The sequence below is a fragment of the Burkholderia sp. CpTa8-5 genome (genome assembly GCF_017815045.1).
GTDB classification, from domain to species: domain Bacteria; phylum Pseudomonadota; class Gammaproteobacteria; order Burkholderiales; family Burkholderiaceae; genus Burkholderia; species Burkholderia sola.
This window is the reverse complement of record NZ_JAGIQD010000004.1, coordinates 264,277-285,802: the sequence shown is the minus strand read 5'-3', so window position 1 is coordinate 285,802 and position 21,526 is coordinate 264,277. Positions and strand designations below refer to the sequence as shown.

22 protein-coding genes are annotated in these 21,526 nt (G+C 68.3%); 18 read left to right on the top strand and 4 right to left on the bottom strand.

Annotated features, from left to right (window positions below; all coding sequences use genetic code 11):
• The 3 genes from J8I35_RS09290 (at position 1) to J8I35_RS09280 (ending at position 2,758) form a co-directional block, all read left to right on the top strand.
• Positions 1-1,116: an alkene reductase gene (locus tag J8I35_RS09290; protein ID WP_069621571.1), complete on the top strand. Its 1,116-nt coding sequence runs from the start codon at positions 1-3 to the stop codon at positions 1,114-1,116.
• Positions 1,117-1,135: 19 nt separating this feature from the next.
• Entirely contained in the window at positions 1,136-2,101 is a 966-nt protein-coding gene (locus tag J8I35_RS09285) for a cyclase family protein (protein ID WP_209925062.1), read from the top strand.
• Between the two features lie 138 nt (positions 2,102-2,239).
• Positions 2,240-2,758 carry a DUF3455 domain-containing protein gene (locus tag J8I35_RS09280; RefSeq protein WP_209925061.1) on the top strand — a complete coding sequence of 173 codons (519 nt, stop codon included), beginning with the start codon at positions 2,240-2,242 and terminating at the stop codon, positions 2,756-2,758.
• Positions 2,759-2,879: 121 nt separating this feature from the next.
• On the opposite strand, the gene J8I35_RS09275 is transcribed toward J8I35_RS09280, so the two are convergent.
• Entirely contained in the window at positions 2,880-3,545 is a 666-nt protein-coding gene (locus J8I35_RS09275; RefSeq protein WP_124555285.1) for an O-methyltransferase, read from the bottom strand.
• Between the two features lie 48 nt (positions 3,546-3,593).
• On the opposite strand from J8I35_RS09275, the gene J8I35_RS09270 reads away from it, so the two are divergent.
• The 3 genes from J8I35_RS09270 to J8I35_RS09260 all read left to right on the top strand — a co-directional run bounded on the left by J8I35_RS09270 (position 3,594) and on the right by J8I35_RS09260 (position 6,919).
• Positions 3,594-4,271, top strand: a complete 678-nt coding sequence (locus J8I35_RS09270) for a TetR family transcriptional regulator (RefSeq protein WP_209925060.1) — start codon at positions 3,594-3,596, stop codon at positions 4,269-4,271.
• Between the two features lie 452 nt (positions 4,272-4,723).
• Positions 4,724-6,112, top strand: a complete 1,389-nt coding sequence (locus tag J8I35_RS09265; protein ID WP_050012138.1) for an NCS2 family permease — start codon at positions 4,724-4,726, stop codon at positions 6,110-6,112.
• Between the two features lie 213 nt (positions 6,113-6,325).
• The gene (locus J8I35_RS09260) at positions 6,326-6,919 is read left to right on the top strand and encodes a hypothetical protein (RefSeq protein ID WP_209925059.1); all 594 of its coding nucleotides are present in this window, start codon (positions 6,326-6,328) and stop codon (positions 6,917-6,919) included.
• A 10-nt stretch (positions 6,920-6,929) separates the two neighbouring features.
• On the opposite strand, the gene J8I35_RS09255 is transcribed toward J8I35_RS09260, so the two are convergent.
• Positions 6,930-7,331: a CopD family protein gene (locus J8I35_RS09255; protein ID WP_050012140.1), complete on the bottom strand. Its 402-nt coding sequence runs from the start codon at positions 7,329-7,331 to the stop codon at positions 6,930-6,932.
• Positions 7,328-7,636, bottom strand: a complete 309-nt coding sequence (locus J8I35_RS09250) for a DUF3817 domain-containing protein (RefSeq protein ID WP_050012141.1) — start codon at positions 7,634-7,636, stop codon at positions 7,328-7,330. Before J8I35_RS09250 ends, J8I35_RS09255 begins: the two co-directional genes overlap by 4 nt.
• Positions 7,637-7,741: 105 nt before the next feature.
• Here J8I35_RS09250 and J8I35_RS09245 point away from each other — a divergent pair, with 105 nt between their 5' ends.
• From J8I35_RS09245 to J8I35_RS09230, 4 genes are all read left to right on the top strand, one after another.
• On the top strand, positions 7,742-8,689 hold the full coding sequence (locus J8I35_RS09245) for a helix-turn-helix domain-containing protein (protein WP_209925058.1): 948 nt from the start codon (positions 7,742-7,744) through the stop codon (positions 8,687-8,689).
• Between the two features lie 60 nt (positions 8,690-8,749).
• A complete protein-coding gene (locus J8I35_RS09240) occupies positions 8,750-9,670 on the top strand; it encodes a LysR substrate-binding domain-containing protein (protein ID WP_050012143.1) in 921 nt (306 codons plus the stop codon).
• A 226-nt stretch (positions 9,671-9,896) separates the two neighbouring features.
• Positions 9,897-10,679: an ABC transporter substrate-binding protein gene (locus J8I35_RS09235; RefSeq protein WP_050012144.1), complete on the top strand. Its 783-nt coding sequence runs from the start codon at positions 9,897-9,899 to the stop codon at positions 10,677-10,679.
• A 224-nt stretch (positions 10,680-10,903) separates the two neighbouring features.
• The gene (locus J8I35_RS09230) at positions 10,904-12,019 is read left to right on the top strand and encodes a succinylglutamate desuccinylase/aspartoacylase family protein (protein WP_209925057.1); all 1,116 of its coding nucleotides are present in this window, start codon (positions 10,904-10,906) and stop codon (positions 12,017-12,019) included.
• Between the two features lie 151 nt (positions 12,020-12,170).
• Here J8I35_RS09230 and J8I35_RS09225 read toward each other — a convergent pair whose 3' ends face one another.
• Positions 12,171-12,977 carry a MetQ/NlpA family lipoprotein gene (locus tag J8I35_RS09225; protein ID WP_124594358.1) on the bottom strand — a complete coding sequence of 269 codons (807 nt, stop codon included), beginning with the start codon at positions 12,975-12,977 and terminating at the stop codon, positions 12,171-12,173.
• Between the two features lie 310 nt (positions 12,978-13,287).
• On the opposite strand from J8I35_RS09225, the gene J8I35_RS09220 reads away from it, so the two are divergent.
• The 8 genes from J8I35_RS09220 to J8I35_RS09185 all read left to right on the top strand — a co-directional run bounded on the left by J8I35_RS09220 (position 13,288) and on the right by J8I35_RS09185 (position 21,523).
• On the top strand, positions 13,288-14,448 hold the full coding sequence (locus J8I35_RS09220) for a porin (protein ID WP_050012147.1): 1,161 nt from the start codon (positions 13,288-13,290) through the stop codon (positions 14,446-14,448).
• A 220-nt stretch (positions 14,449-14,668) separates the two neighbouring features.
• Complete coding sequence (locus J8I35_RS09215) at positions 14,669-14,929, top strand: DUF2866 domain-containing protein (protein ID WP_011548992.1); 261 nt, start codon at positions 14,669-14,671, stop codon at positions 14,927-14,929.
• Between the two features lie 124 nt (positions 14,930-15,053).
• The gene (locus tag J8I35_RS09210; protein WP_209925056.1) at positions 15,054-15,437 is read left to right on the top strand and encodes a DUF6232 family protein; all 384 of its coding nucleotides are present in this window, start codon (positions 15,054-15,056) and stop codon (positions 15,435-15,437) included.
• 186 nt (positions 15,438-15,623) lie between these two features.
• Positions 15,624-15,851, top strand: a complete 228-nt coding sequence (locus J8I35_RS09205) for a hypothetical protein (RefSeq protein WP_012339294.1) — start codon at positions 15,624-15,626, stop codon at positions 15,849-15,851.
• A gap of 233 nt (positions 15,852-16,084) precedes the next feature.
• On the top strand, positions 16,085-18,364 hold the full coding sequence (locus J8I35_RS09200; RefSeq protein WP_209925055.1) for a TonB-dependent hemoglobin/transferrin/lactoferrin family receptor: 2,280 nt from the start codon (positions 16,085-16,087) through the stop codon (positions 18,362-18,364).
• A 49-nt stretch (positions 18,365-18,413) separates the two neighbouring features.
• Positions 18,414-19,505 (top strand): ChuX/HutX family heme-like substrate-binding protein, encoded by a 1,092-nt coding sequence (locus J8I35_RS09195; RefSeq protein WP_209925054.1) that lies wholly within the window; start codon positions 18,414-18,416, stop codon positions 19,503-19,505.
• Entirely contained in the window at positions 19,502-20,419 is a 918-nt protein-coding gene (locus tag J8I35_RS09190) for a helical backbone metal receptor (protein WP_209925053.1), read from the top strand. The genes J8I35_RS09195 and J8I35_RS09190 overlap by 4 nt, the downstream gene beginning before the upstream one ends.
• A gap of 15 nt (positions 20,420-20,434) precedes the next feature.
• Positions 20,435-21,523: an iron ABC transporter permease gene (locus tag J8I35_RS09185; protein ID WP_209925052.1), complete on the top strand. Its 1,089-nt coding sequence runs from the start codon at positions 20,435-20,437 to the stop codon at positions 21,521-21,523.
• Positions 21,524-21,526 lie beyond the last annotated feature (3 nt).

Below are 21,526 nucleotides of genomic sequence, written 5' to 3'. Positions count from 1 at the left end.
ATGACCCAGGACCCGCTTTTCCAACCGCTGCGACTCGGCGCGCTGACGCTGCCGAACCGCATCGTGATGCCGCCGATGACGCGCTCGCGCGCCAGCCAACCCGGCGACGAAGCCAACGAACTGATGGCCGCGTATTACGCGCAGCGCGCGAGTGCGGGCCTGATCGTCAGCGAAGGCACCTACATCGCGCCGCTCGGCAAGGGCTACGCATGGACGCCCGGCATCCACACGCCGTCGCAGGTCGCCGGCTGGCGCAAGGTGACGGACGCCGTGCATGCCGCGCACGGCCGCATCTTCGCGCAGCTGTGGCACGTCGGCCGGCTGAGCCACACGAGCCTGCTCGGCGGCGCGCAACCCGTGTCGTCGTCGCCGCTCCAGGCGAAGGGCGTGAACGTGTTCATCGCCGGCGAGGACGGCAGCACGCCGGGCTTCGTGCAGGCGTCCGAGCCGCGCGCGCTGTCGATCGACGAGATCCGCGAGATCGTCGACCAGTACCGCACCGCCGCCCGCCACGCGATCGAAGCCGGCTTCGACGGCGTCGAGCTGCACGGCGCGAACGGCTACCTCGTGAACCAGTTCATCGATTCGAACGCGAACACGCGCACCGACGCATACGGCGGCTCGCTGGAGAACCGGCTGCGCTTCCTGCGCGAAGTCACGCAGGCGCTGATCGACGGGACCGGCGACGCATCGCGCGTCGGCATCCGCCTCGCGCCGCTGACCACGCTGAACGGCTGCGTCGACGACGATCCGGAAACGACCTACCTCGCCGCCGCGAAGCTGCTCGGCGAACTCGGCGTCGGCTACCTGCACATCGCGGAAGCCGACTGGGACGACGCGCCGCTGATGCCGGTCGCCTTCAAGCAGCAACTGCGCGCCGCGTTCCCGGGCGTGCTGATCTATGCCGGCGCATACACCGCCGAGCGCGCGCGCGAGGCGATCGCCGCCGGCTGGGCCGACCTCGTCGCATTCGGCCGCCCGTTCGTCGCGAATCCCGACTTGCCCGAGCGGCTGCGCACCGGCGCCGCGCTCGCGCCGCACGACCGCAATACGCTGTTCGGCGGCGGCGCCCACGGCCTGACCGACTACCCGACGCTCGCGCAAGCCGCGGCATAACGATCGACAGGAGTCTCGAATGAAAGCGACGCTCGCCCGGCTCGCGCTCGCCGCGATCCTGCCGTTCGCGGCCGCGCAAGCGGCCCACGCCGCCCCGTCCGAGGCGGCGGCGGCCGGCTGGTATCCGTCCGTCTATGGCGCCGATGACGAAATCGGCGCGGCCAACCTGCTGACGCCCGACGTCGTCAAGCAGGCGGTCGGCCTCGTGAAAGCCGGCAAGACCTATCCGCTGGCCGTGCCGGTGGACAAGAACCTGCCGGCGTACCGCCACCGCAGCTTCCGGCTGTACAACGTGCAGGTCGGCCAGCAGGCCGGCAAGAGCCTCGGCCCGAACAAGTTCACGTTCAACGACGAACTCGTCAACGCATGGACCGGCGTCGGCACGCAGTTGAACGGCATCGGCCACATCGGCATCGACAACGTGTACTACAACGGCAACCGCGCGGCCGATTTCGTGACCGTCGACGGCGTGAAGAAGCTCGGCGTCGAGAAGGTGCCGCCGATCGTCACGCGCGGCGTCGTGCTCGACATGACCGCCCACTACGGCAAGCCGATCGTGCCGGGCGGCACCGAGTTCACGGTCGCCGATATCCAGGCCGTGCTGAAGAAGCAGCGGCTGACGCTGCGCAAGGGCGACGTCGTGCTGTTCAACACCGGCTGGCTCGAGCTGGTCGGCAAGGACGACAAGCAGTTCCTCGCCGTCGAGCCCGGCATCGGCATGGAAGCCGCGAAGTGGCTGGCCGATCAGGGGATCGTCGCGTTCGGCGGCGACACGTGGGCGTCGGAGGTCTATCCGAATCCGCATACGCGGGACGAATTCCCGGTCAACCAGTACATGCTCGCGAAGCGCGGCATCTACAACCTGGAGCTGATCGACAGCCGCGCGCTGGTGCGCGACAAGGCATGGGAATTCCTGTTCGTGCTCGGCCAGCCGCTGTACGTCGGCTCCACGCAGGTCAATATCAACCCGGTCGCGATCCGCTGATCGCGCATCCGCCCTCCGGCAATCGCGGCGACTATCGCCGCGATCGTCATTTCCGAGTTGCGGCCTGGGCGATCGGCGTCTAACGTTGACGGGATCGACGCCATACGATCGTCACCCGACCTGAAAGGACGCCCCGTCATGCCAAGCCGCTCCCCGACACGCGACATGCTGCTGGCCCTTGCGGCCGGTTTTTCCCTCGCGGCCTTTACCGCGCCTTCGCACGCCAACGAGGCTGCCGGCCTCACGGCGCCAGCGCCGGCCACGCCGGCGCTGACGACCACCGCGAGCGGCTTGCAGGTCTACACGTGCGAATACGATGCCGAACACCGGCTCGCGTGGACATTCCAGCACCCCGAAGCGCTGCTGTTCGATGCCGGCGGCACGCTCGTCGTCCGGCACGGCGCGGGACCGTCGTGGGAAGCGCTCGACGGCAGCCGCATTACCGGCAAGAAGCTCGCGGAAGTGCCGAGCGCCAGCCCGGCCAGCATTCCGCAACTGCTGCTCGCGGCGACGCCGGCCGCAACCGGCACGCTCGCCGGCGTGCGCTTCGTGCAGCGGCTCGACACGGCGGGCGGCACGCCGCCGGCCGCGACGTGCACGACCGAACATGCGGTCGGCCGCTTCCCGTACTTCGCGCGCTATGTGTTCCTGAAGTGACGCGCACGGCGTCGCAGCGACGGGGATCATCCCGTCACCTTTCGCCCCGCTTCCGCTTAATCAGTTTTCCTATATTTGATGCGGGGACGCATGAAATCGTCGACACCCTCGCTCCGTCCGGTCAGCGCAGCCGCATCGACAATTCGACGTCGCCGCCGAACGGCACCGACAGGTAGCCGTGTTCCGGCGCGCGCACGTAAGCAAGGTAGTCGGGGCTGTATTCCGCGTTGTCGGCCACGACGAACGCGCCCGCCCTGAGCCGCGGCTCGACCAGCGCGAGAATCTCCGGATACAGCGCCTTCGCCCCGTCGAGCAGCAGCAGGTCGACCGAATCCGGAAGATCGGCGGCCAGCGTGCGCAGCGCATCGCCTTCGCGAATCTCCACGAGATCGGCCAAGCCGGCCGCCGCCAGGTTGGCCTGCGCGCGCACGACCTTCGACGGCTCGAACTCGCTCGTGATCAGCCGGCCGCCGCCGTTGTCGCGCAGCGCGGCCGCGAGATGCAGCGTCGAGATGCCGAACGACGTGCCGAATTCGACGATTGCCTTCGCGCCGCCGCTGCGCGCGAGCATGTACAGCAGCATACCCGTCTCGCGCGACACGGGAAGCGGGTAGTCCTTCAGGCGCGCATACAGATCGGCGTAGTCCGTCTTGCTGCGCATCAGCCGCGCTTGCTCGTCGCGCGACACGTTGGCGAAGGCCGGGCTCGTCGCGGGCGACGACGCGTCGGCTTCGTCGAACAGGCGCGCCAGCAGCGAAGCCAGCGGGTCGAGCATCAGGGTGGTCATGCGATATCTCCGTATCGGGTTGAGTGCGTCAGTGCACCCGACTAGAATATGACGAACTATTCAGGTTTTACTATTCGCATTGGCAAACCGCTCATGACCGACCGCCGAAACGCCCCGATCGCCACGCGCAAGCAGCCTCGGCAGGCGCGCTCGACCCGCCTCGTCGAGGACGTCCTGCAGGCGGCTATTCAGGTTTTGGCGAGCGAAGGCGCGCAGCGCTTCACGATGGCGCGCGTCGCCGAGCGGGCCGGCGTGAGCGTCGGCTCGCTGTACCAGTACTTCCCGAACAAGGCGTCCGTGCTGTTCCGGCTCCAGCACGACGAGTGGCGGCAGACGCACGACATGCTGTGCGCAATCCTGCAGGACACGCGCAAGACGCCGCCCGAGCGGCTGCGCGCGGCGGTGCATGCGTTCATCCGTTCGGAATGCGACGAAGCGCCGATGCGGACCGCGCTCGACGATGCCGCTCCGCTCTATCGCGACGCCCCCGAGGCGCAGGACGTGAAGGCCGAGGGCAACCGGGCGTTCAGCGCGTTCATCCGCGAAGCGCTGCCCGACGTGCCCGACGCCACCCATGCGCTCGCGTGCGAACTGATCCTGACGACGCTCACGACGGGCGGCAAGGCGTTCTCCGAAACCGCGCGCACGCCCGCGGAAATCGACGCGTACTCGGACGCGATGGCCGACATGTTCTGCGCGTATCTCGCGCATCTCGCGCGCAGTTGAAGCCCGCATCGGGACGGAAACCATGCACGCGCGCCGGCCTCCCGGGCCACCTTGAAAGCCATTCGTAACGTCCAATGCCCCCCCGCCCGCCGACCCTGCATTCAAATAGTCGCCTTAACGGATTCGAACTAGGCGTATACACGCGTGTCGGCGCGACGGAGCCCCGTTGCACGCCGATATAAGCGCTGCGACATGCGCTGCATGCTCTTCCCCCGATGGGACGTGATGGGCCGCTCGCCTAACCTTCGCTACGGCAAAGCACACGTGACGGGGTCGACCACACCATGCGTCGTCCGACGCGACACCCTCGCGATCGTTTCGATTCGCCCGTCACGACACGCACCGCGCGTCATGCGTCCCCGCGACGTTGCCGATCAATCCAACCAGATACGAGACACCCTGACGACGGTTCGCTGCGAGCCGTTTCAGCATGCTGATAAAGGAGCAAGCTCATGAGTGATACCCCGGTGCAGCCGACGCTCGGCGTCGGCGCGGAAGAAACCGGCTTGGGCGCCAACGGCGCCATCGACCGGTACTTCGGCATTTCGTCGCGCGGCAGCACGCAACGCCGCGAGATCATTGCCGGCGTGACCACCTTCCTCGCGATGGTCTACTCCGTGTTCGTCGTGCCCGGCATGTTCGGCAAGGCCGGCTTCGACACGAGCGCCGTGTTCGTCGCGGTCTGTCTCACCACCGCGTTCGGCTCGCTGCTGATGGGCCTGTGGGCGAAGCTGCCGATCGCGATCGGCTGCGCGATCTCGCTGACCGCGTTCACCGCGTTCGGGCTCGTGCTCGGCAAGGGGCTGCCTCCGACGGTCGCGCTCGGCGCCGTGTTCCTGATGGGTCTCGTGTTCACCGGCATCTCGATCACCGGCGTGCGTTCGTGGATCCTGCGCAACCTGCCCGCGGGCGTCGCCCACGGCACGGGGATCGGCATCGGGCTGTTCCTGCTGCTGATCGCGTCGAACGACGTGGGCCTCGTGATCAAGAACCCGGGCGCCGGCCTGCCGGTGTCGCTCGGCCAGATCACCGCGTTCCCGGTCATCATGTCGGTCGTCGGGCTCGCCGCGATCTTCGGCCTCGAAAAACGTCGCGTGCCGGGCGGCATCCTGCTCGTCGTGATCGCGATCTCGGTATTCGGGCTGATCTTCGATCCGGGCGTGAAATACCGCGGCATCTTCGCGCTGCCGTCGCTGAGCGCACCGGGCCACGCGTCGCTGATCGGCGCGATGGACATCAAGGGCGCGCTGTCGATGGCCGTGCTGCCGAGCGTGCTCGCGCTGGTGATGACCGCCGTGTTCGACGCGACCGGCACGATCCGCGCGGTCGCGGGCCAGGCCGGCCAGCTCGACGCGAACGGCCGCATCATCAACGGCGGCCGCGCGCTGACCGCCGATTCGATCAGCTCGATCTTCTCCGGCTTCCTCGGCGGCGCGCCGGCGGCGGCCTACATCGAGTCGAGCGTCGGCGTGGCCGCCGGCGCGAAGACGGGCCTCGCGGCCGCCGTGGTCGGCCTGCTGTTCCTCGTCGTGATGTTCTTCTCGCCGCTCGCGGGCCTCGTGCCGTCGTACGCGACCGCACCGGCGCTGATGTACGTTGGCCTGCTGATGCTCGGCAGCGTGAGCAAGCTGCACATGGACGACATGGTCGACGCGATGTCGGGCCTCGTGTGCGCGGTGTTCATCGTGCTGACCGCGAACATCGTGACGGGCATCATGCTCGGCTTCTCGACGCTCGTGATCGGCCGCGTCGCCAGCGGCGAATTCCGCAAGCTCAACGTCGGCACCGTGCTGATCGCGGCCGTGCTCGTCACGTTCTATCTCGGCGGCTGGGCGATCTGAGCGCGACACATGCGCGACGTCGCCTGCAGAAGGGCGGCGCGCATCGGGACGATACCGTCTCCTCCACCATCGTCGTTGATGGCCTCGAGCCTGGGAACGCGAGTTTCCAGGCTTTTTTATCGGTGCGACGCAGCGCGACGCACTGCGCGAAAACGTCGCGACGCTCATTCGCGCGCGGTGCTACGATCGCGTTTTGCCCCTTCAGGAGTCGCGATGAACCCACTTGGCATCGTCTCCGAATCGACCACCCGGGCCTCGGCGCGCAAGCCGCCGTTCATTCCGTCGTTCGGCTTCCACGAAGTGCATGAATCGCAGCCGATCGACGCGCCGCCCGCATCCATCATCGATGTCGTCGCCTCGCTCGACATGCGCGCCGATCCCGTCATCGACACGCTGCTGACGATGCGAGAATTCCCGGCAGCCGTCGCCGGCGCGCTGCGCCACGCGCGGGCCCGCCCCGAACGCGCGCGTTTCGGCTTCGACACGTTCACGCCGCTCCATCGCGACGACACGTCGCTGTCGCTCGGCCTCGTCGGACGCTTCTGGCGCCCGACGCCCGACGTGCGCGCCGTCGCCGATGCCGACGCGTTCGTCCGGCACGACGACCCGCGCGACGCGAAGCTGGTGCTCCGGTTCGAGGTCGTCGGGCTCGCGTCGGGCGCGCACATCCTGCGCACCGAAACCTTCGTCCATTGCCCGAGCGCGCGCACGCGCTGGCTGTTCACGCCGTACTGGCTCGCGATCCGAGTGGGCAGCGGCTGGATCCGGCGCCGCACGCTGGCAGCGGTCGAGATGGCGCTCGCCTGAACGCGCCGCGTCAGAACGGCTTGATCACGGCCAGCCCGACGACGAGCGCCATCCCGACGATCACCGCGCCCGCCGCGTGCCCGAGCCACGGCGCCGGCACGACGACGAGATCGTCGCGCGCCATGCGCCGCAGCGTGCCGGCCAGGATCCCGTGCAGCACCGACAGCGCGACGACGAGCGCGAGCTTCACCGACAGCCACGCGGCGCCGAACCAGTGACCGCTCAGCGCGAGCGCGATGCCGGCGATCCAGACGATCGCGAGCGCGGGCGCCGTCACCGTGCGATCCCAGCGCCGCACCGCGCGATGCACGGCGAGGTTCGCGATCCGGACCGCGACAGACGACAACAACAACCCGCCGACGAACGTGACGACGGCCGCCAGATGCACGGCCTTCAGCACCAGGTAGATCATTGCGCGTGCCGCCTGCGCGCGATCCAGCCGGCGCTCGCGAGCCCCGCGAACGGCACGACGGCCGACAGCACGAGCCGCGCGACCTCGCCCTTGCTCCACAGCCCGCTCGATGCGGTGACGACTACCGCCCACACGTACATCGCGAACGCGATGCCGTGAACCGGGCCCATGATCGACACCGCGACCGGGTAGCCGGCCAGATGCTTGAGCGGCACGGCCACGCAGACCAGCGCGACGAGCGTGGTCGCCTCCAGCAGCGACAGGTATTGCAGGTTCCGCAACGCGTTGCGATCGTCTTGTTTCATCGGCAGGGCTCCAGGTGGTCCGCCGCGATTGTCGCGTGTGGTGCCGGCCCGAGCCATTGGCTAGAATGACATCTTTCAACGGATTCTGGCCACGGCCGCAACGCCATGCACACGGTCGCCGTTCTTGCCTTGCCCGATGTCGTTCCGTTCGATCTGGGCGTCGCCTGCGACACGTTCGTGCGCGTGCGCGCCCCCCATGTCGAACAGGCGTACCGCGTACGCGTGTGCAGCGAACAGCCGCGCGTCGGCGGCGACCTGTTCGAGCTGCGCCCGCCGTTTCGCCTCGACGCGCTGGCCGACGCCGATACGATCATGGTGCCCGGCACGTCGGTGCCGCTCGCGCCGACGTCGCGCCGCGTGCTCGACGCGCTGCGCGCGGCGGCCACGCGCGGGCGCCGGATCGCGTCGATCTGCAGCGGCGCGTTCGTACTCGCGGAAGCCGGGCTGCTCGACGGCCTGCGCGCGACGACGCATTGGCTCGCGGCCGCCGAACTCGCGCGCCGCTATCCGACCGTCGACGTCGACCCGAACGTGCTGTTCGTCGACAACGGCCGGATCCTGACCTCGGCCGGCGCGGCGGCCGGCCTCGATCTGTGCCTGCACATGATCCAGGCCGACTACGGCGCGGCCGTCGCCGTCGACGCGGCCCGCAACGCTGTGGCGCCGCGCGTGCGCGAAGGCGGCCAGGCGCAGTTCATCGCGCCCGAATGGCCGGCCGGCGGCGACAGGCTGCACGACCTGATGGACTGGCTGAACGCGAACCTGCGCCAGCCGCTGACGCTCGACGCGATCGCGCGCAAGGCATCGACGAGCGTGCGCACGCTGACGCGGCGCTTCCAGGAGCAGACGGGCACGTCGCCCGGGCAATGGCTGCAGACCGCGCGCGTCAGGCATGCGCAGCAGTTGCTGGAGGTGACCGAACTGTCGATCGAACATGTGGCGACGGAAGCCGGGTTCGGCTCGGTCAGCGCGTTTCGCGAGCGCTTCTCGCGCATCGTCGGCACGTCGCCGCAGCGCTATCGGCAGGCGTTCCGCACACGCGCCGATGCGTGACCTTCATCGGGCTCGCCGCCTGAACCCGCCGCCCCCTTTCGCGCCAACCGGACCCGACCGATGACCCGCATCCGCAATCCCCTGAACATCGCGCAGCTCCAGGCGTTCGTCTCCGCCGCGCATCTGAAGAGCCTGCGCGCCGCCGCGCGCGAGCTCGGCGTCACGCAGCCGGCGATCACGCACACGATCCGCGAGCTCGAAACGGCGCTCAACGCGGAGCTGCTCGTGCGCAGCGTGCGCGGCGTCGAACTGACCGCCTGCGGCGAGGCGCTGCTGCCGCGCGCCGAGCAGTTGCTCGGCGACGTCCGCCGCACGGTCGAAGCCGTCGAACAGGTGAAAGGCGAGATGTCGGGCCGCGTCGCGGTCGGCACGATGCCGTCGATCGCGCTGACCGCGTTGCCGCACGCGGTGACGGCGTTTCGCCGGTCGATGCCGAACGTGAGCCTGCATCTGGAGGAAGTGACGGTGCCGGACGCGCTCGCGCAGTTGCGCAACGGCACGCTCGACATCGCTGCGATGCACCATGTGCCCGCGCTCGACCGCGATTTCACGCAATTGCCGCTGCTGTCGACCGAATTCACGATCGTGATGCGCGACGGCCACCCGCTCGCGCACGCGCGCCGGTTAGAGGAACTGCTCGACGCCGAGTGGATCGTCACCGTCGGCGCCGAGCAGTTTCCGCACAGCGTGATGGTCGGGATGTTCGAGGCGCACGGGCTGCCGCTGCCGAAACGTTTGCTGCGCTCGCCGATGTCGTTCGCGGTGACGCTCGGGCTCGTCGCGCGCTCGGACGTGATCGGCTGCTTCACGCGCCCGCTTGCCGCGATGGTCGCGCCGCTCGGCATCCGCACGGCCGAACTCGACGAAAGCATGCCGCGCTTCGACCTGTCGATCATCGCGCGGCGCGACCTGCTGCCCACGCCGGCCGTGTCGCACTTCGCCACCTGCCTGCAGCGCGCGGTCAACGAAACGCTCGGCTGAATCGTTCCTGTGTGTGAAACGGCGGTGCGTCCGACGCGCCGCCGCCGGGCCCGGTATCGGGGCTTGTCCTAGGCGCCCCGCCGGTATTTTGTCTTGATAATCTTCCGCACGTCGCGCGCCCCCATCGGGCGGGCGAAACGGACTGTCCGACGCGAAGCCGCGGCGGGCCGAAGGCTTACGGCGCGGCACAACCGCGCACCCATCGAACAAAACGAGGAGTCACCGAGTGAAAAAGATTCTTGCGGCAGTGACCGTGGCCCTGCTCGCCGTATCGGCCGGCAGTGCATACGCGAAGGACTGGTCGACCGTGCGGTTCGGCGTCGACGCAAGCTACCCGCCTTTCGAATCGAAAGGCGCCGACGGCAAGGTCGTCGGCTTCGACGTGGATCTCGGCAACGAGATCTGCCGCCGCATCAACGCGAAGTGCGTGTGGATCGAAAACGACTTCGACGGGATGATCCCGGCGCTGAAAGCCCGCAAGTTCGACGGCGTGCTGTCGTCGATGTCGATGACGCCGGCGCGCGCCGAGCAGATCGCGTTCTCGTCGAAGCTGTTCAACACGCCGACGCGCCTCGTCACGAAGAAGGGCGCGAACCTGCAGCCGACGGCCGAATCGCTGAAGGGCAAGTCGGTCGGCGTCGAGCAGGGCACGATCCAGGAAACCTACGCGAAGACGTACTGGGCGTCGAAGGGCGTGAACGTCGTGCCTTACCAGAACCAGGACCAGGTCTACGCCGACCTGATCTCCGGCCGTCTGGACGGCGCGCTGCAGGACGCGGTGCAAGCCGAGATCGGCTTCCTGAAGACGCCGCGCGGCGCGAACTTCGACTTCGCCGGCAAGGACCTCGACGATCCGAAGACGCTCGGCAATGGCGCCGGTATCGGCCTGCGCAAGGAAGACACCGACCTGAAGACGAAGATCGACGGCGCGATCGCCGGCATGCGCAAGGACGGCACGTACGACAAGATCGCGAAGAAGTACTTCGATTTCGACGTCTACGGCAAGTAATCCGGCCGAACGACGCGCGATTCGGCGCGACGGGAACGGGCTCCGCGAGGAGCCCGTTTTTTTTGCGCGCGGCGCGGGCAGCGTTATTTTTTCTGCGCCAACCCGATGATTCTCAACGGAAAACCGAACGCTCCGGCACCGGTTTGATGGCGGCGAGGAAGGCAACGTACAATCGATCTTCCACGCACACGGATCATTCGCGGCTGCGCCGCACTCCCCTCATCATGCAAACGCAGACCCATCCGCTGATTTCCCCCGCCGTCGGCACCGAACGCCAGATCACCAGCTTCCACTACGGCCCGCGCGGCGGCAAGAAGGTCTACATCCAGTCGTCGCTGCACGCGGACGAGCTGCCCGGCATGCTGGTCGCCACGCTGCTGCGTCGCAAGATCGCCGCGCTGGAGACGGCCGGCAAGCTGCAAGGCGAAGTCGTCATCGTGCCCGTGCCCAATCCGATCGGCCTGTCGCAACACGTGTTCGGCGATCACCTCGGCCGCTTCGAGCTCGGCTCGATGCAGAACTTCAACCGCAATTTCCACGATCTCGCGGCGCTCGTGCTGCCGCATGTCGAAAGCCGCCTCACGAACGACGCGCAGCGCAATCTCGCCGTCGTACGCGCGGCGATGCGCGAAGCGCTCGATGAACAGAAGCCGCGCACCGAACTCGACTCGCAGCGTCTTGCGCTGCAGAAGCTGTCGTTCGACGCCGATATCGTGCTCGACCTGCATTGCGACAGCGATGCGGTGATGCACCTCTACACGAATCCCGATCTGTGGGCGGACGTCGAGCCGCTGGCGCGCTATCTCGATGCCAAGGCGTCGCTGCTCGCGCTGAATTCGGTCGGCAACCCGTTCGACGAAATCCACAGCTTCTGCTGGTCGGATCTGCGCAACCGCTTCGGCGACCGCTTCCCGATCCCGAACGGCGCGATTTCCGTCACGGTGGAACTGCGCAGCGAACGCGACGTGTCGTACGAGTTCGCGGAAAAAGACGCGCAGGCGATCGTCGACTACCTGACCGAGCGCGGCATCGTCGAAGGCACGCCGGCGCCGCTGCCGCCGCTCGCGCATCCGGCCACGCCGCTCGCGGGCACCGATCCGCTCGTCGCGCCCGTGTCGGGCGTGATCGTGTTCCGCACGCTGGTCGGCGCGATGATCGAGGCCGGCCAGGCCGTGGCCGACATCGTCGATCCGCTGACCGATCGCGTCGTCACGCTGAAGAGCAGCGTGTCGGGCGTGCTGTACGCGCGCCAGGTCGTGCGCTTCGCGACGGCCGGCATGGAAGTCGCGCGCATCGCCGGCGCGACCGCGATCCGTACCGGTTCGCTGCTGTCGGCCTGAGCCTGAGCGCGGCCCGCGCGCCGGGCCGCGGCGCGCATCGCACGCCATCGGCCGCATCAAACGAAATCGCCCGCTTGCGCGGGCGATTTGCTTTCCGGAGCCGGCGTCGGCAGCCGATGCTGCGCCGCCGCGCGCTGCGCGCGAAGGACGTTCAGAACGCCGGCACGATCGCGCCGCCAAACTTCTGGTCGATGAACTTGCGCACGTCGTCCGATTCATAGGCCGCGACGAGCTTCTTCACCCACGGCTTGTCCTTGTCCTGCGCGCGCACCGCGATCAGGTTCGCGTACGGCCCGCGCAGATCCTCGATCGCGATCGCATCCTTCACCGGCGTGAGCCCGGCCTTCACTGCGTAGTCGGTGTTGATCGACGCGGCGTCGAGGTCGGGCAGCGCGCGCGGCAGTTGCGCGGAATCAAGCTCGACGATCTTGATCTTCTTCGGGTTCTCGGCAATGTCGAGCGGCGTCGCGTTCACCCCGTTCGCGCCGACGCCCGGCTTCAGCTTGATCACCCCGTACTTCTGCAGCAGCAACAGCGCACGGTTGCCGTTCGACGGATCGTTCTGGATCCCGACCTTCGCGCCCGCCGGCAAATCCTTCAGCGACTTGAGCTTCTTCGAATAGAAGCCCATCGGCGCGGTATAGGTGAGCCCCACGTTGACGATCTTGTATCCGCGCTGCTTGATCTGGCTGTCGAGGAACGGCTGGTGCTGGAAACCGTTCGCGTCGAGATCGCCGGAATCGAGCGCCGCGTTCGGCTGCACGTAGTCGTTGAATTCGATGACCTTGATCGCGAGGCCTTCGCGCGCGGCGACTTTCGTCACCTCGGTCCAGATCTGCGCGTCGGGGCCGCTCATCGTGCCGATCTTCAGCGTTTGGGAGTCGGCGTGCGCGCCGGGCGCGGCGAATGCCAGCGCGGCGGCGAGTGCGCCGAGGCCGGTCAGAATCGAACGTCGCATGGGGTGTCCTCTTGTCCCGTGTCGTTTGTTGGAGGACGGATCGTGGCACGGGGCGCGGATGCGGCAAACCAAGCTTATTTCATGTGCATATTCCGGTTCGGAATCGAATCTCAGCCGAAATCGGTATAACCCCCGCTATACAACCCGGGCAGAATTCGGTGTCGCATCGGCACCACAGATTCGTCATATGACAGTCGCTGTCATATTCATTACGTGGCCCGCCGATAAAGTTGCGCCGGTCCGTGAAAGCGCTCCATAGAGAGCGCCGGAACCGCAACTGGACACGCCATTCATTCGCTCGGAGAATCCTTTGAACAAGAAACTGTTGACCATCGCCGCCCTCGCAGCAACGGCCGGCACGGCGCACGCACAAAGCAGCGTGACCCTGTACGGCGTCATCGATGCCGGTATCAGCTACGTGAACCACAGCAAGACCGCCAACGGCGGCAGCAGCAAGCTGTTCAAGTACGACGACGGCGTGGCCCAGGGCAGCCGTTGGGGCCTGCGCGGCACCGAAGACCTCGGTGGCGGCCTGAAGGCGATCTTCGTGCTCGAAAACGGCTTCAACAGCGGTAACGGCACGATCGGCCAAGGCGGCGCGATCTTCGGTCGCCAGGCTTACGTCGGCCTGAGCCAGGCGCAATACGGCACGGTCACGTTCGGCCGCCAGTACTCGTTCTCGACCGACATCCTCGGCTCGAACTACTCGACCGGCGGCAACACGGTCGCGGGTAACTACGCTTACCACGTGAACGACATCGACCAGCTGACGTCGAGCCGCATCAACAACGCGGTGAAGTTCCAGAGCGCGAACTACGCCGGCTTCACGTTCGGCGCGTTGTACGGCTTCTCGAACTCGACCGACTTCGCCGGCGCACCGTCGACGACGACGGGCACCACGACGACGGCCGGTTCGTCGCGCGCCTACAGCTTCGGCCTGAACTACGCGAACGGCCCGTTCTCGCTCGGCGCCGCGTACACGGACATCCGCTTCCCGAGCCAGTCGACGCCGGCCTTCTCGACGTCGATCGCGAACATCGCGCTGACGAACATCCGCGACCTGCGCACGTATGGCGTCGGCGGCCGCTATGTCTTCGGCCCGGCAACGGCATGGCTGCTGTGGACGCGCACGCAGTTCACCCCGATCGCGGCAGGCGCATCGGGCACGTTCTACAACGCATACGAAGCAGGCGTGAAGTATGCGTTCACGCCGGCGCTGTCGGCGGCAGCGGGCTACACGTACACGAACGCGACGCAAAGCGGCAGCTCGGCGCACTGGAACCAGGGCAACGTGGGCCTCGACTACGCACTGAGCAAGCGTACGGACGTGTACGGCCTGGTCATCTACCAGAAGGCATCGGGCAACAACGTGCAGGCGCAGATCGGTTCGAGCACGAGCTACTTCAACACGTCGGGCAACGGTTCGTCGAACCAGCTGGCTGCTCGCGTCGGTATCCGTCACAAGTTCTAAAGCATCCGCTTAACTGTCCGCGTCACGCGCGGATCAGGACGGCACGCAGCGCCCCGCTCCACGCGGGGCGCTTTTTTATGCGCTTTTAAGTTTCGCTTAATTCTGGGCTGAGACGATGCTCTCACCCCCCCTGTTGGCCGCCTGAGCATCGGCGGCTTTTTTTTTGAGACTCCCTACGGCACCGCCATCAACTGCCCACAAGACAGGATCGGAGGCCACGATGATCGAAGATACCGTTTTCAGCCATCTGCACGCGATTCTGACGTGCCAACACTCGCTGCCGGTCCAGAGCTGCCGCGTCTCGGTGGAAATGCAGCGGCCATGGGGCCGTCCGTATCGTCTCGTCGAGTGGACGATGCATCTCGATGCACCCGCGCGGCGCCAGATCGTGCCGGCCGAATCGACCGACGAAGAGATCGCCGAGGTCGTCGCGTCGCACGTGCCGGGCCGGCTTTACGGCGACGGCCGGCTGCAGTTCTGAACGCGTTTCCATTCCACCCGCTTCCCGTCCGCCGGCCGCGCCGCACGCATCGTGCGGCAGTCGGTTTCGTTTGACGCGGCAACGAAACCTGCTACGCTGCGCGTTTTCGTCCACGTCACACACGATGGAAAACGCATTCAACGAACGTGGCGTCATGGTCACGCGCAACGGCCTGTCGGCCGCCGGGCAGGTATTCGCACTGCGTGACATCCGCCAGGTCGATGTCGTCAAGATTCCAAAGAACCGTCTCGTGCCGTCGCTGATCTCGCTGATCGGCGCGGCCGTCGCCGTCGCGGGCGGCATCGGCGCATCGAGCGCCGCGCTGGTGGTCGGCGTGATGCTCGTCGTCGTCGGCTATCTCGCGTGGGCCACGCAGGACATCACGTATCGGCTGATGGTCGAGATGCCCGACGGCAAGCTCGAAGCGCTGTCGAGCGTCGACGCCGCGTTCGTCGAACGCGTCGCGCAGGTCGTGCGCGATGCGCAGTCCGCCACCGCCGCCGGCTGATTCCACTCCATTCGTGCACGCTTCGATTCGCGCTTGCCGCACGCCCGCGGCGAGCGTCGGTGTGCGCGGCCTGCCCGTCGAATCGCGTGCCATGCGCCGCTCCACACGCATCTCGCCTCCACGGCGGACGCCAACCGCCTAGTATGGAAAGAGCGGCTCGCCGCCGCATCGTCCGAGGAGGCCAGCATGAACGCTCAATCGCTGTCCGGCATGCTTCGCGCGCAGGAACTGCTGATCGTGTCGATGATCCGCGCGCTTCCCCCTGACACACGTCGCGCGCTCGTCGAGCTCTACACCGAACAGATCGCGTTCGCCGAACAGGCCGGCATCGAAAGCCACAGCGATCGTGCGACGCACGACGCGTTCATCGCGCATGCGCGCAACCTGCTGATTCGCATCGAAGCGCTGGCTTAGTGCCTGTTTCTCTCAAATTTTGCGCCACGGCTCGCCCGAGCCGTGCATGCAAGTGCTCACTCGCATGAGCCGCTTTGCGTTCTTGTATTGATAACAATTCTCATTTACACTGACAAGGTTGTCAGTTGCCTTTCAAATCGCCGTTTGCCGCCTGTCGCGCGCAAACGGGCCAGCCAGGTGAACGCGTCGCCCAGCCAGCCTTCGGGCTTGTTATCGTCAATGGGAGACCACCTGTGCATTGCTATACGCTGGCGCGGCGGCCGATCTGTGCCGCGCTGTTCGGCGCGTTCGGCCTGTCCGCTGCCCCGGCTCACGCCGATTCGTCGCCGCAAGGCGCCAACCCGCCTTCCGCCGTCCTGACCGCCGCCGCCGCGTCCGCGCGCGGCGATGCGGCGCTGCTCGATCCCGTCACCGTCACGGCCACCCGCACCGCCACTGCGGCGAGCCGCACGGCGGCGGCCGTGTCGGTGATCACCGACGAGGATCTCGAAGAACGGCAGGTCACCAACATCAAGGACGCGCTGCGCTACGAGCCGGGCATCACGGTGCGCCGCACCGCGTACCGGCCGGGCAGCGCCGCGCTCGGCGGCGGCCGCGACGGCGATTCGAGCATCAACATCCGCGGCCTCGAAGGCAATCGCGTGCTGCTGATGGAAGACGGCATCCGCCTGCCGAGCGCGTTTTCGTTCGGTCCGCTCGAAGCGGGCCGCGGCGACTACGCCGATCTCGACACGCTCAAGCGCATCGAGATCCTGCGCGGGCCGGCGTCGGCGCTGTACGGCAGCGACGGCCTGACCGGCGCGGTGAACTTCATCACGAAGGACCCGCGCGACCTGCTGTCGATCTACGGAAAGCCCTACTACTTCTCGTTCCGGCCGAGCTACGACTCGACCGACCGCAGCATCGGCGCGACCGTGTCGGCCGCGGGCGGCAACGATCGCATCCAGGGGATGATCATCGCCGACGGCCGGCGCGGCCACGAGGTCGACACGCGCGGCAGCAACAATTCGGCGAGCACGCTGCGCACGACGTCGAACCCGCAGGACGTCTATTCGGAATCGCTGCTCGGCAAGCTCGTGCTGACGCCCACCGCGCGCGACACGATCAAGTTCACCGCCGAAACGGTGCAGCGGCGCGTGAGCACCGACGTGCTGTCGGCGATCAGCCCGCCGACCACGCTCGGCCTGACGACCTACGACCGGCTCGAGCGCAATCGCTTCAGCGTCGACTACGACTTCCGCGACGACACGTTCCGCTGGTTCCAGACCGCGCACGTGCAGTTCTACTACCAGGACGCGAAGCAGGACCAGTACGCGTTCGAGACGCGCGGCCGGGCGGCTTCGCGTTCGCGCGACAACCAGTACAAGGAACGCACGTTCGGCGGCACCGCGTTCGCCGAAAGCGGCTTCGCGACCGGCCCGCTCGCGCACAAGCTGCTCTACGGCGTGGACGGCAGCGTCTCGCGCGTGACGAACCTGCGCGACGGCACGGTGCCGGGCGTCGGCGAAGCGTTTCCGAACAAGGCGTTCCCCGACACCGACTACACGCTGTTCGGCGCGTTCGTGCAGGACCAGATCGGCTACGGCCGCCTGCTCGTCACGCCGGGCCTGCGCTTCGACACGTACCGGCTGAGTCCGACCGCAAACGATCCGCTGTTCACCGGCAAGGCCGTGTCGACGAGCGCGAACGAACTGTCGCCGCGCGTCGCCGTGCTCTACGAGATCACGCCCGCGGTCATTCCGTACGTGCAGTACGCGCATGGCTTCCGTGCGCCGACGCCCGACCAGGTGAACAGCAGCTTCTCGAACCCGGTGTACGGCTACACGTCGATCGGCAATCCGAACCTGAAGCCCGAAACCAGCGACACGTTCGAAGCCGGCCTGCGCGGCAAGGCCGGCACCGGCTACGGCGTCGTGCGCTACAGCGCGGCCGCGTTCACCGGCCGCTACCGCAACTTCATCTCGCGCACGACGATCGCCGGCAGCGGCCGGCCGGTCGACCCGTTCGTGTTCCAGTACGTGAACTTCGCCGACGCGCGCATCCACGGCCTCGAAGGCCGCGCCGAATGGGTGATGCCGAACGGCATCACGCTGAAGACGGCAATGGCGTTCACGAAGGGCTCGACGCAGGACAACGGTGCGGCCAGCCAGCCGCTCGACACGATCAATCCGTTCTCGGCCGTGTTCGGCGTGCGGTACGAACCAAGCGAACGCTGGTTCGTGCAGACCGACCTGCTGTTCCAGGCCGCCAAACGCGACAAGGACATCCCGGCGAACGCATGCCCGGGGGCGAGAACGTCGTGCTTCGCGCCACCGTCTTCATTCGTCGTCGACCTGCGCGGCGGCTACCGTTTCAACAAGCACGTGAGCGCGACCATCGGCATCCGCAACCTGTTCGACCGCAAGTACTGGAACTGGTCGGACGTGCGCGGCCTCGCGTCCGACGCGCAGGTGCTCGACGCGTATTCGTCGCCCGGCCGCACCGTCGCCGTCAGCATGAAAGTGGATTTCTGATGCGCGTCGCCCGCGCGCCCATCCCAACCGTTACTCGAAGGAGTCCGACATGATGCAATCCGCCCTTCCCGGTCAATCGGCCACGCCGGCCCGCGCGGCCGCCGCGCTGCGCGACGCGTTCGTCAAGCTCAAGACCGAGCGCCAGCTGCGCAACCGCGACGTCGCGCAGGCGCTCGGCGTCAGCGAAGGCGAGGCGCTCGCCGCGTTCGTCGGCGAGCACGTCGTGCGGCTCGACGCGCGCTTTCCGGCGATGTTCGAGGAAATGCCGCGCCTCGGCCGCGTGATGGCGCTGACGCGCAACGACACGGCCGTCCACGAAAAGGACGGCGAATACGCGCAGATGAGCCACGACGGCCCGGTCGGCCTCGCGCTCGGCGACATCGACCTGCGCATCTTCTATCGTCACTGGGTGTCGGCGTTCGCGGTGCGCGACGAGACTGCGCACGGCCCGCTGAAGAGCCTGCAGTTCTTCGATGCGCAGGGCCATGCGATCCACAAGGTCTATCTGCGCGCGCACAGCGATCACGCCGCGTACGACGCGTTCGTCGAACACTGGCGCGCGCAGTCGCAGGAGCCGGGCCTCGCGGTCGCGCCCGCCGCGCCGAAAACGCCCGAGCGCGCCGATAGCGAGATCGACGTCGCGGGCTTTCGCGCCGCATGGGACGCGATGACCGATACGCACCAGTTCTTCGGCATCACGCAGCGCTTCGGCGTGAGCCGCATGCAGGCGCTGCGCCTCGCCGATCCGCACTACGCGTATCCGGTCGAAACCGCGCATGCGTTGCGCCACGTGCTCGAACACGCGGCGCAAAGCGGCCAGCCGATCATGGTGTTCGTCGGCAACGCGGGAATGATCCAGATCCATACGGGCCCCGTCGCGAACGTGCGCGAGGTCGGCGCGTGGATCAACGTCCTCGATCCGGGCTTCAACCTGCATGTCCGCGAGGACCTGATCGCCGCCGCATGGGTCGTGAAGAAGCCGACGAGCGACGGCATCGTCACGTCGCTCGAGCTGTTCGACCGGCAGGGCGACCACGTCGCGCTGCTGTTCGGCGAGCGCAAGCCCGGCAAGGTCGAGCGCGACGACTGGCGCGCGCTCGTCGCGACGCTGCCGGCGGCCGCACGCGGGGGCGCGCGGTGAGCGCGCGGCCGTTCGATCCGCGCCGCCGGTCGCTGCTGGCCGGTGCGGCGGCCGGTGCGCTCGCGGGCGCACTGCCCGCCGGCGTGCTCGCCCAGGTCGCTGCCGCCGCGCCGAAACGCGTGATCATGATCGGCGGCGCGCTGGCGGAAACCGCGTTCGCGCTCGGCGGCGCCGAGACGCCGCGTTACCGGCTCGTCGGCGCCGACACGACGTGCACGTATCCCGACGCCGCGAAGCGCCTGCCGAAGGTCGGCTACCAGCGCGCGCTATCGGCCGAAGGGCTGCTGTCGCTGCGGCCCGATCTCGTGCTGGCCTCCGCGGAAGCCGGCCCGCCGACGGCGATCGCGCAGGTGAAAGGCGCCGGCGTCACGGTGACGACGTTCGACGAGCGCCACGACGTCGAATCGGTGCGCGCGAAGATCACCGGCGTCGCGCAGGCGCTCGACGTGCGCGACGCCGGCACCCTGCTGCTGCAACGCTTCGATCGCGACTGGCAGGCCGCGCGCGACGCGGTCGCCGCGCGCGCGCCCGGCGGCGCGCAGCCGCCGCGCGTGCTGTTCGTGCTGAACCACACCGGCACCCAGGCGCTCGTCGCGGGCCAGCGCACGGCCGCCGACGCGATGATCCGCTACGCGGGCGCGCGCAACGCGATGCAGGGCTTCGAGCACTACAAGCCGCTGACGACCGAGGCGCTCGCGGCGGCCGCGCCCGACGTCGTGCTGATCTCCGACGAAGGGCTGGCGGCCGTCGGCGGCCACGCCGCGCTGCTCGCGACGCCCGGCTTCGGCGCAACGCCGGCCGGCCGCGCGCGGCGCGTCGTGTCGCTCGACGCACTGTTCCTGCTCGGCTTCGGCCCGCGCCTGCCGCTCGCCGTCACGACCCTGCATCGACGCCTGTCGAATGCGCTCGCCTGATTCCGGATCGACCCGATGCCCGCTCACGCTTCGCCCTTCAACGCGCCGTCGCCCGCCTCGCGCGCCGGCGCCGCCCGTGTTGGCACGTCGCGCCGCTTCGCGCCGTTCGTCCTCGCCGCGCTCGCCGTTCTGGTGGGCGCGATGGCCGTCGTCGCGCTGTGCGTCGGCGCGTACCGCATTCCGCTGGCGCAAGCCTGGGCCGCGCTGAGCGGCGACGCGGCCGCGCAGCAGGCGCGCGCGGTGCTGCTCGACATCCGCGCGCCGCGCGTCGTGCTCGCGCTGCTGGTCGGCGGCGGCTTCGGCGCGACCGGCGCCGCGATGCAGGCGCTGTTCCGCAACCCGCTCGCCGATCCGGGGCTCGTCGGCGTGTCGAGCGGCGCCGCACTCGGCGCGACCACGCTGATCGTGCTCGGCCCCGCGCTCTTTGCCGCCCACGCGAGTGCGGTCGCACTGCCGGTCGCCGCGTTCGCGGGCGGCCTCGCGGTCGCGGCGCTCGTCTACCGGCTGGCCGCGTCGCGCGGCCGGCTCGCGCTGCCGCTGCTGCTGCTCGCCGGCATCGCGATCAATGCGCTGGCCGGCGCGGCGATCGGGCTGCTCACGTTCGTCGCCGACGACGCGCAGCTGCGCTCGCTGACCTTCTGGAGCCTCGGCAGCCTCGGCGGCGCGCAATGGTCGACGCTCGCGGCCGTCGCGCCGTGCGTGGCGCTCGGCTGCATGCTGCTCGTGCGCGAACGCGATGCGCTGAACGCGCTGCAGCTCGGCGAAACCGAAGCGCTGCATCTCGGCGTGCCCGTGCAGCGACTGAAGCGGCGCGTGCTCGTCGCGGTCGCGCTCGCGGTCGGCGCGCTCGTGTCGTGCGCGGGCATCATCGGCTTCATCGGGCTCGTCGCGCCGCATTGCGTGCGCCTTGCGTGCGGCCCCGACCAGCGCATCGTGCTGCCCGGCGCCGCGTTGCTCGGCGCGTTGCTGACGCTCGCGGCCGATCTCGCCGCGCGCACGGTCGCCGCGCCCGCCGACATTCCGCTCGGCGTGCTGACCGCGCTGCTCGGCGCGCCGTTCTTCCTCGCGCTGCTGTGGAAGAACCGCGGCGCGCTCGGCGGCTGATCC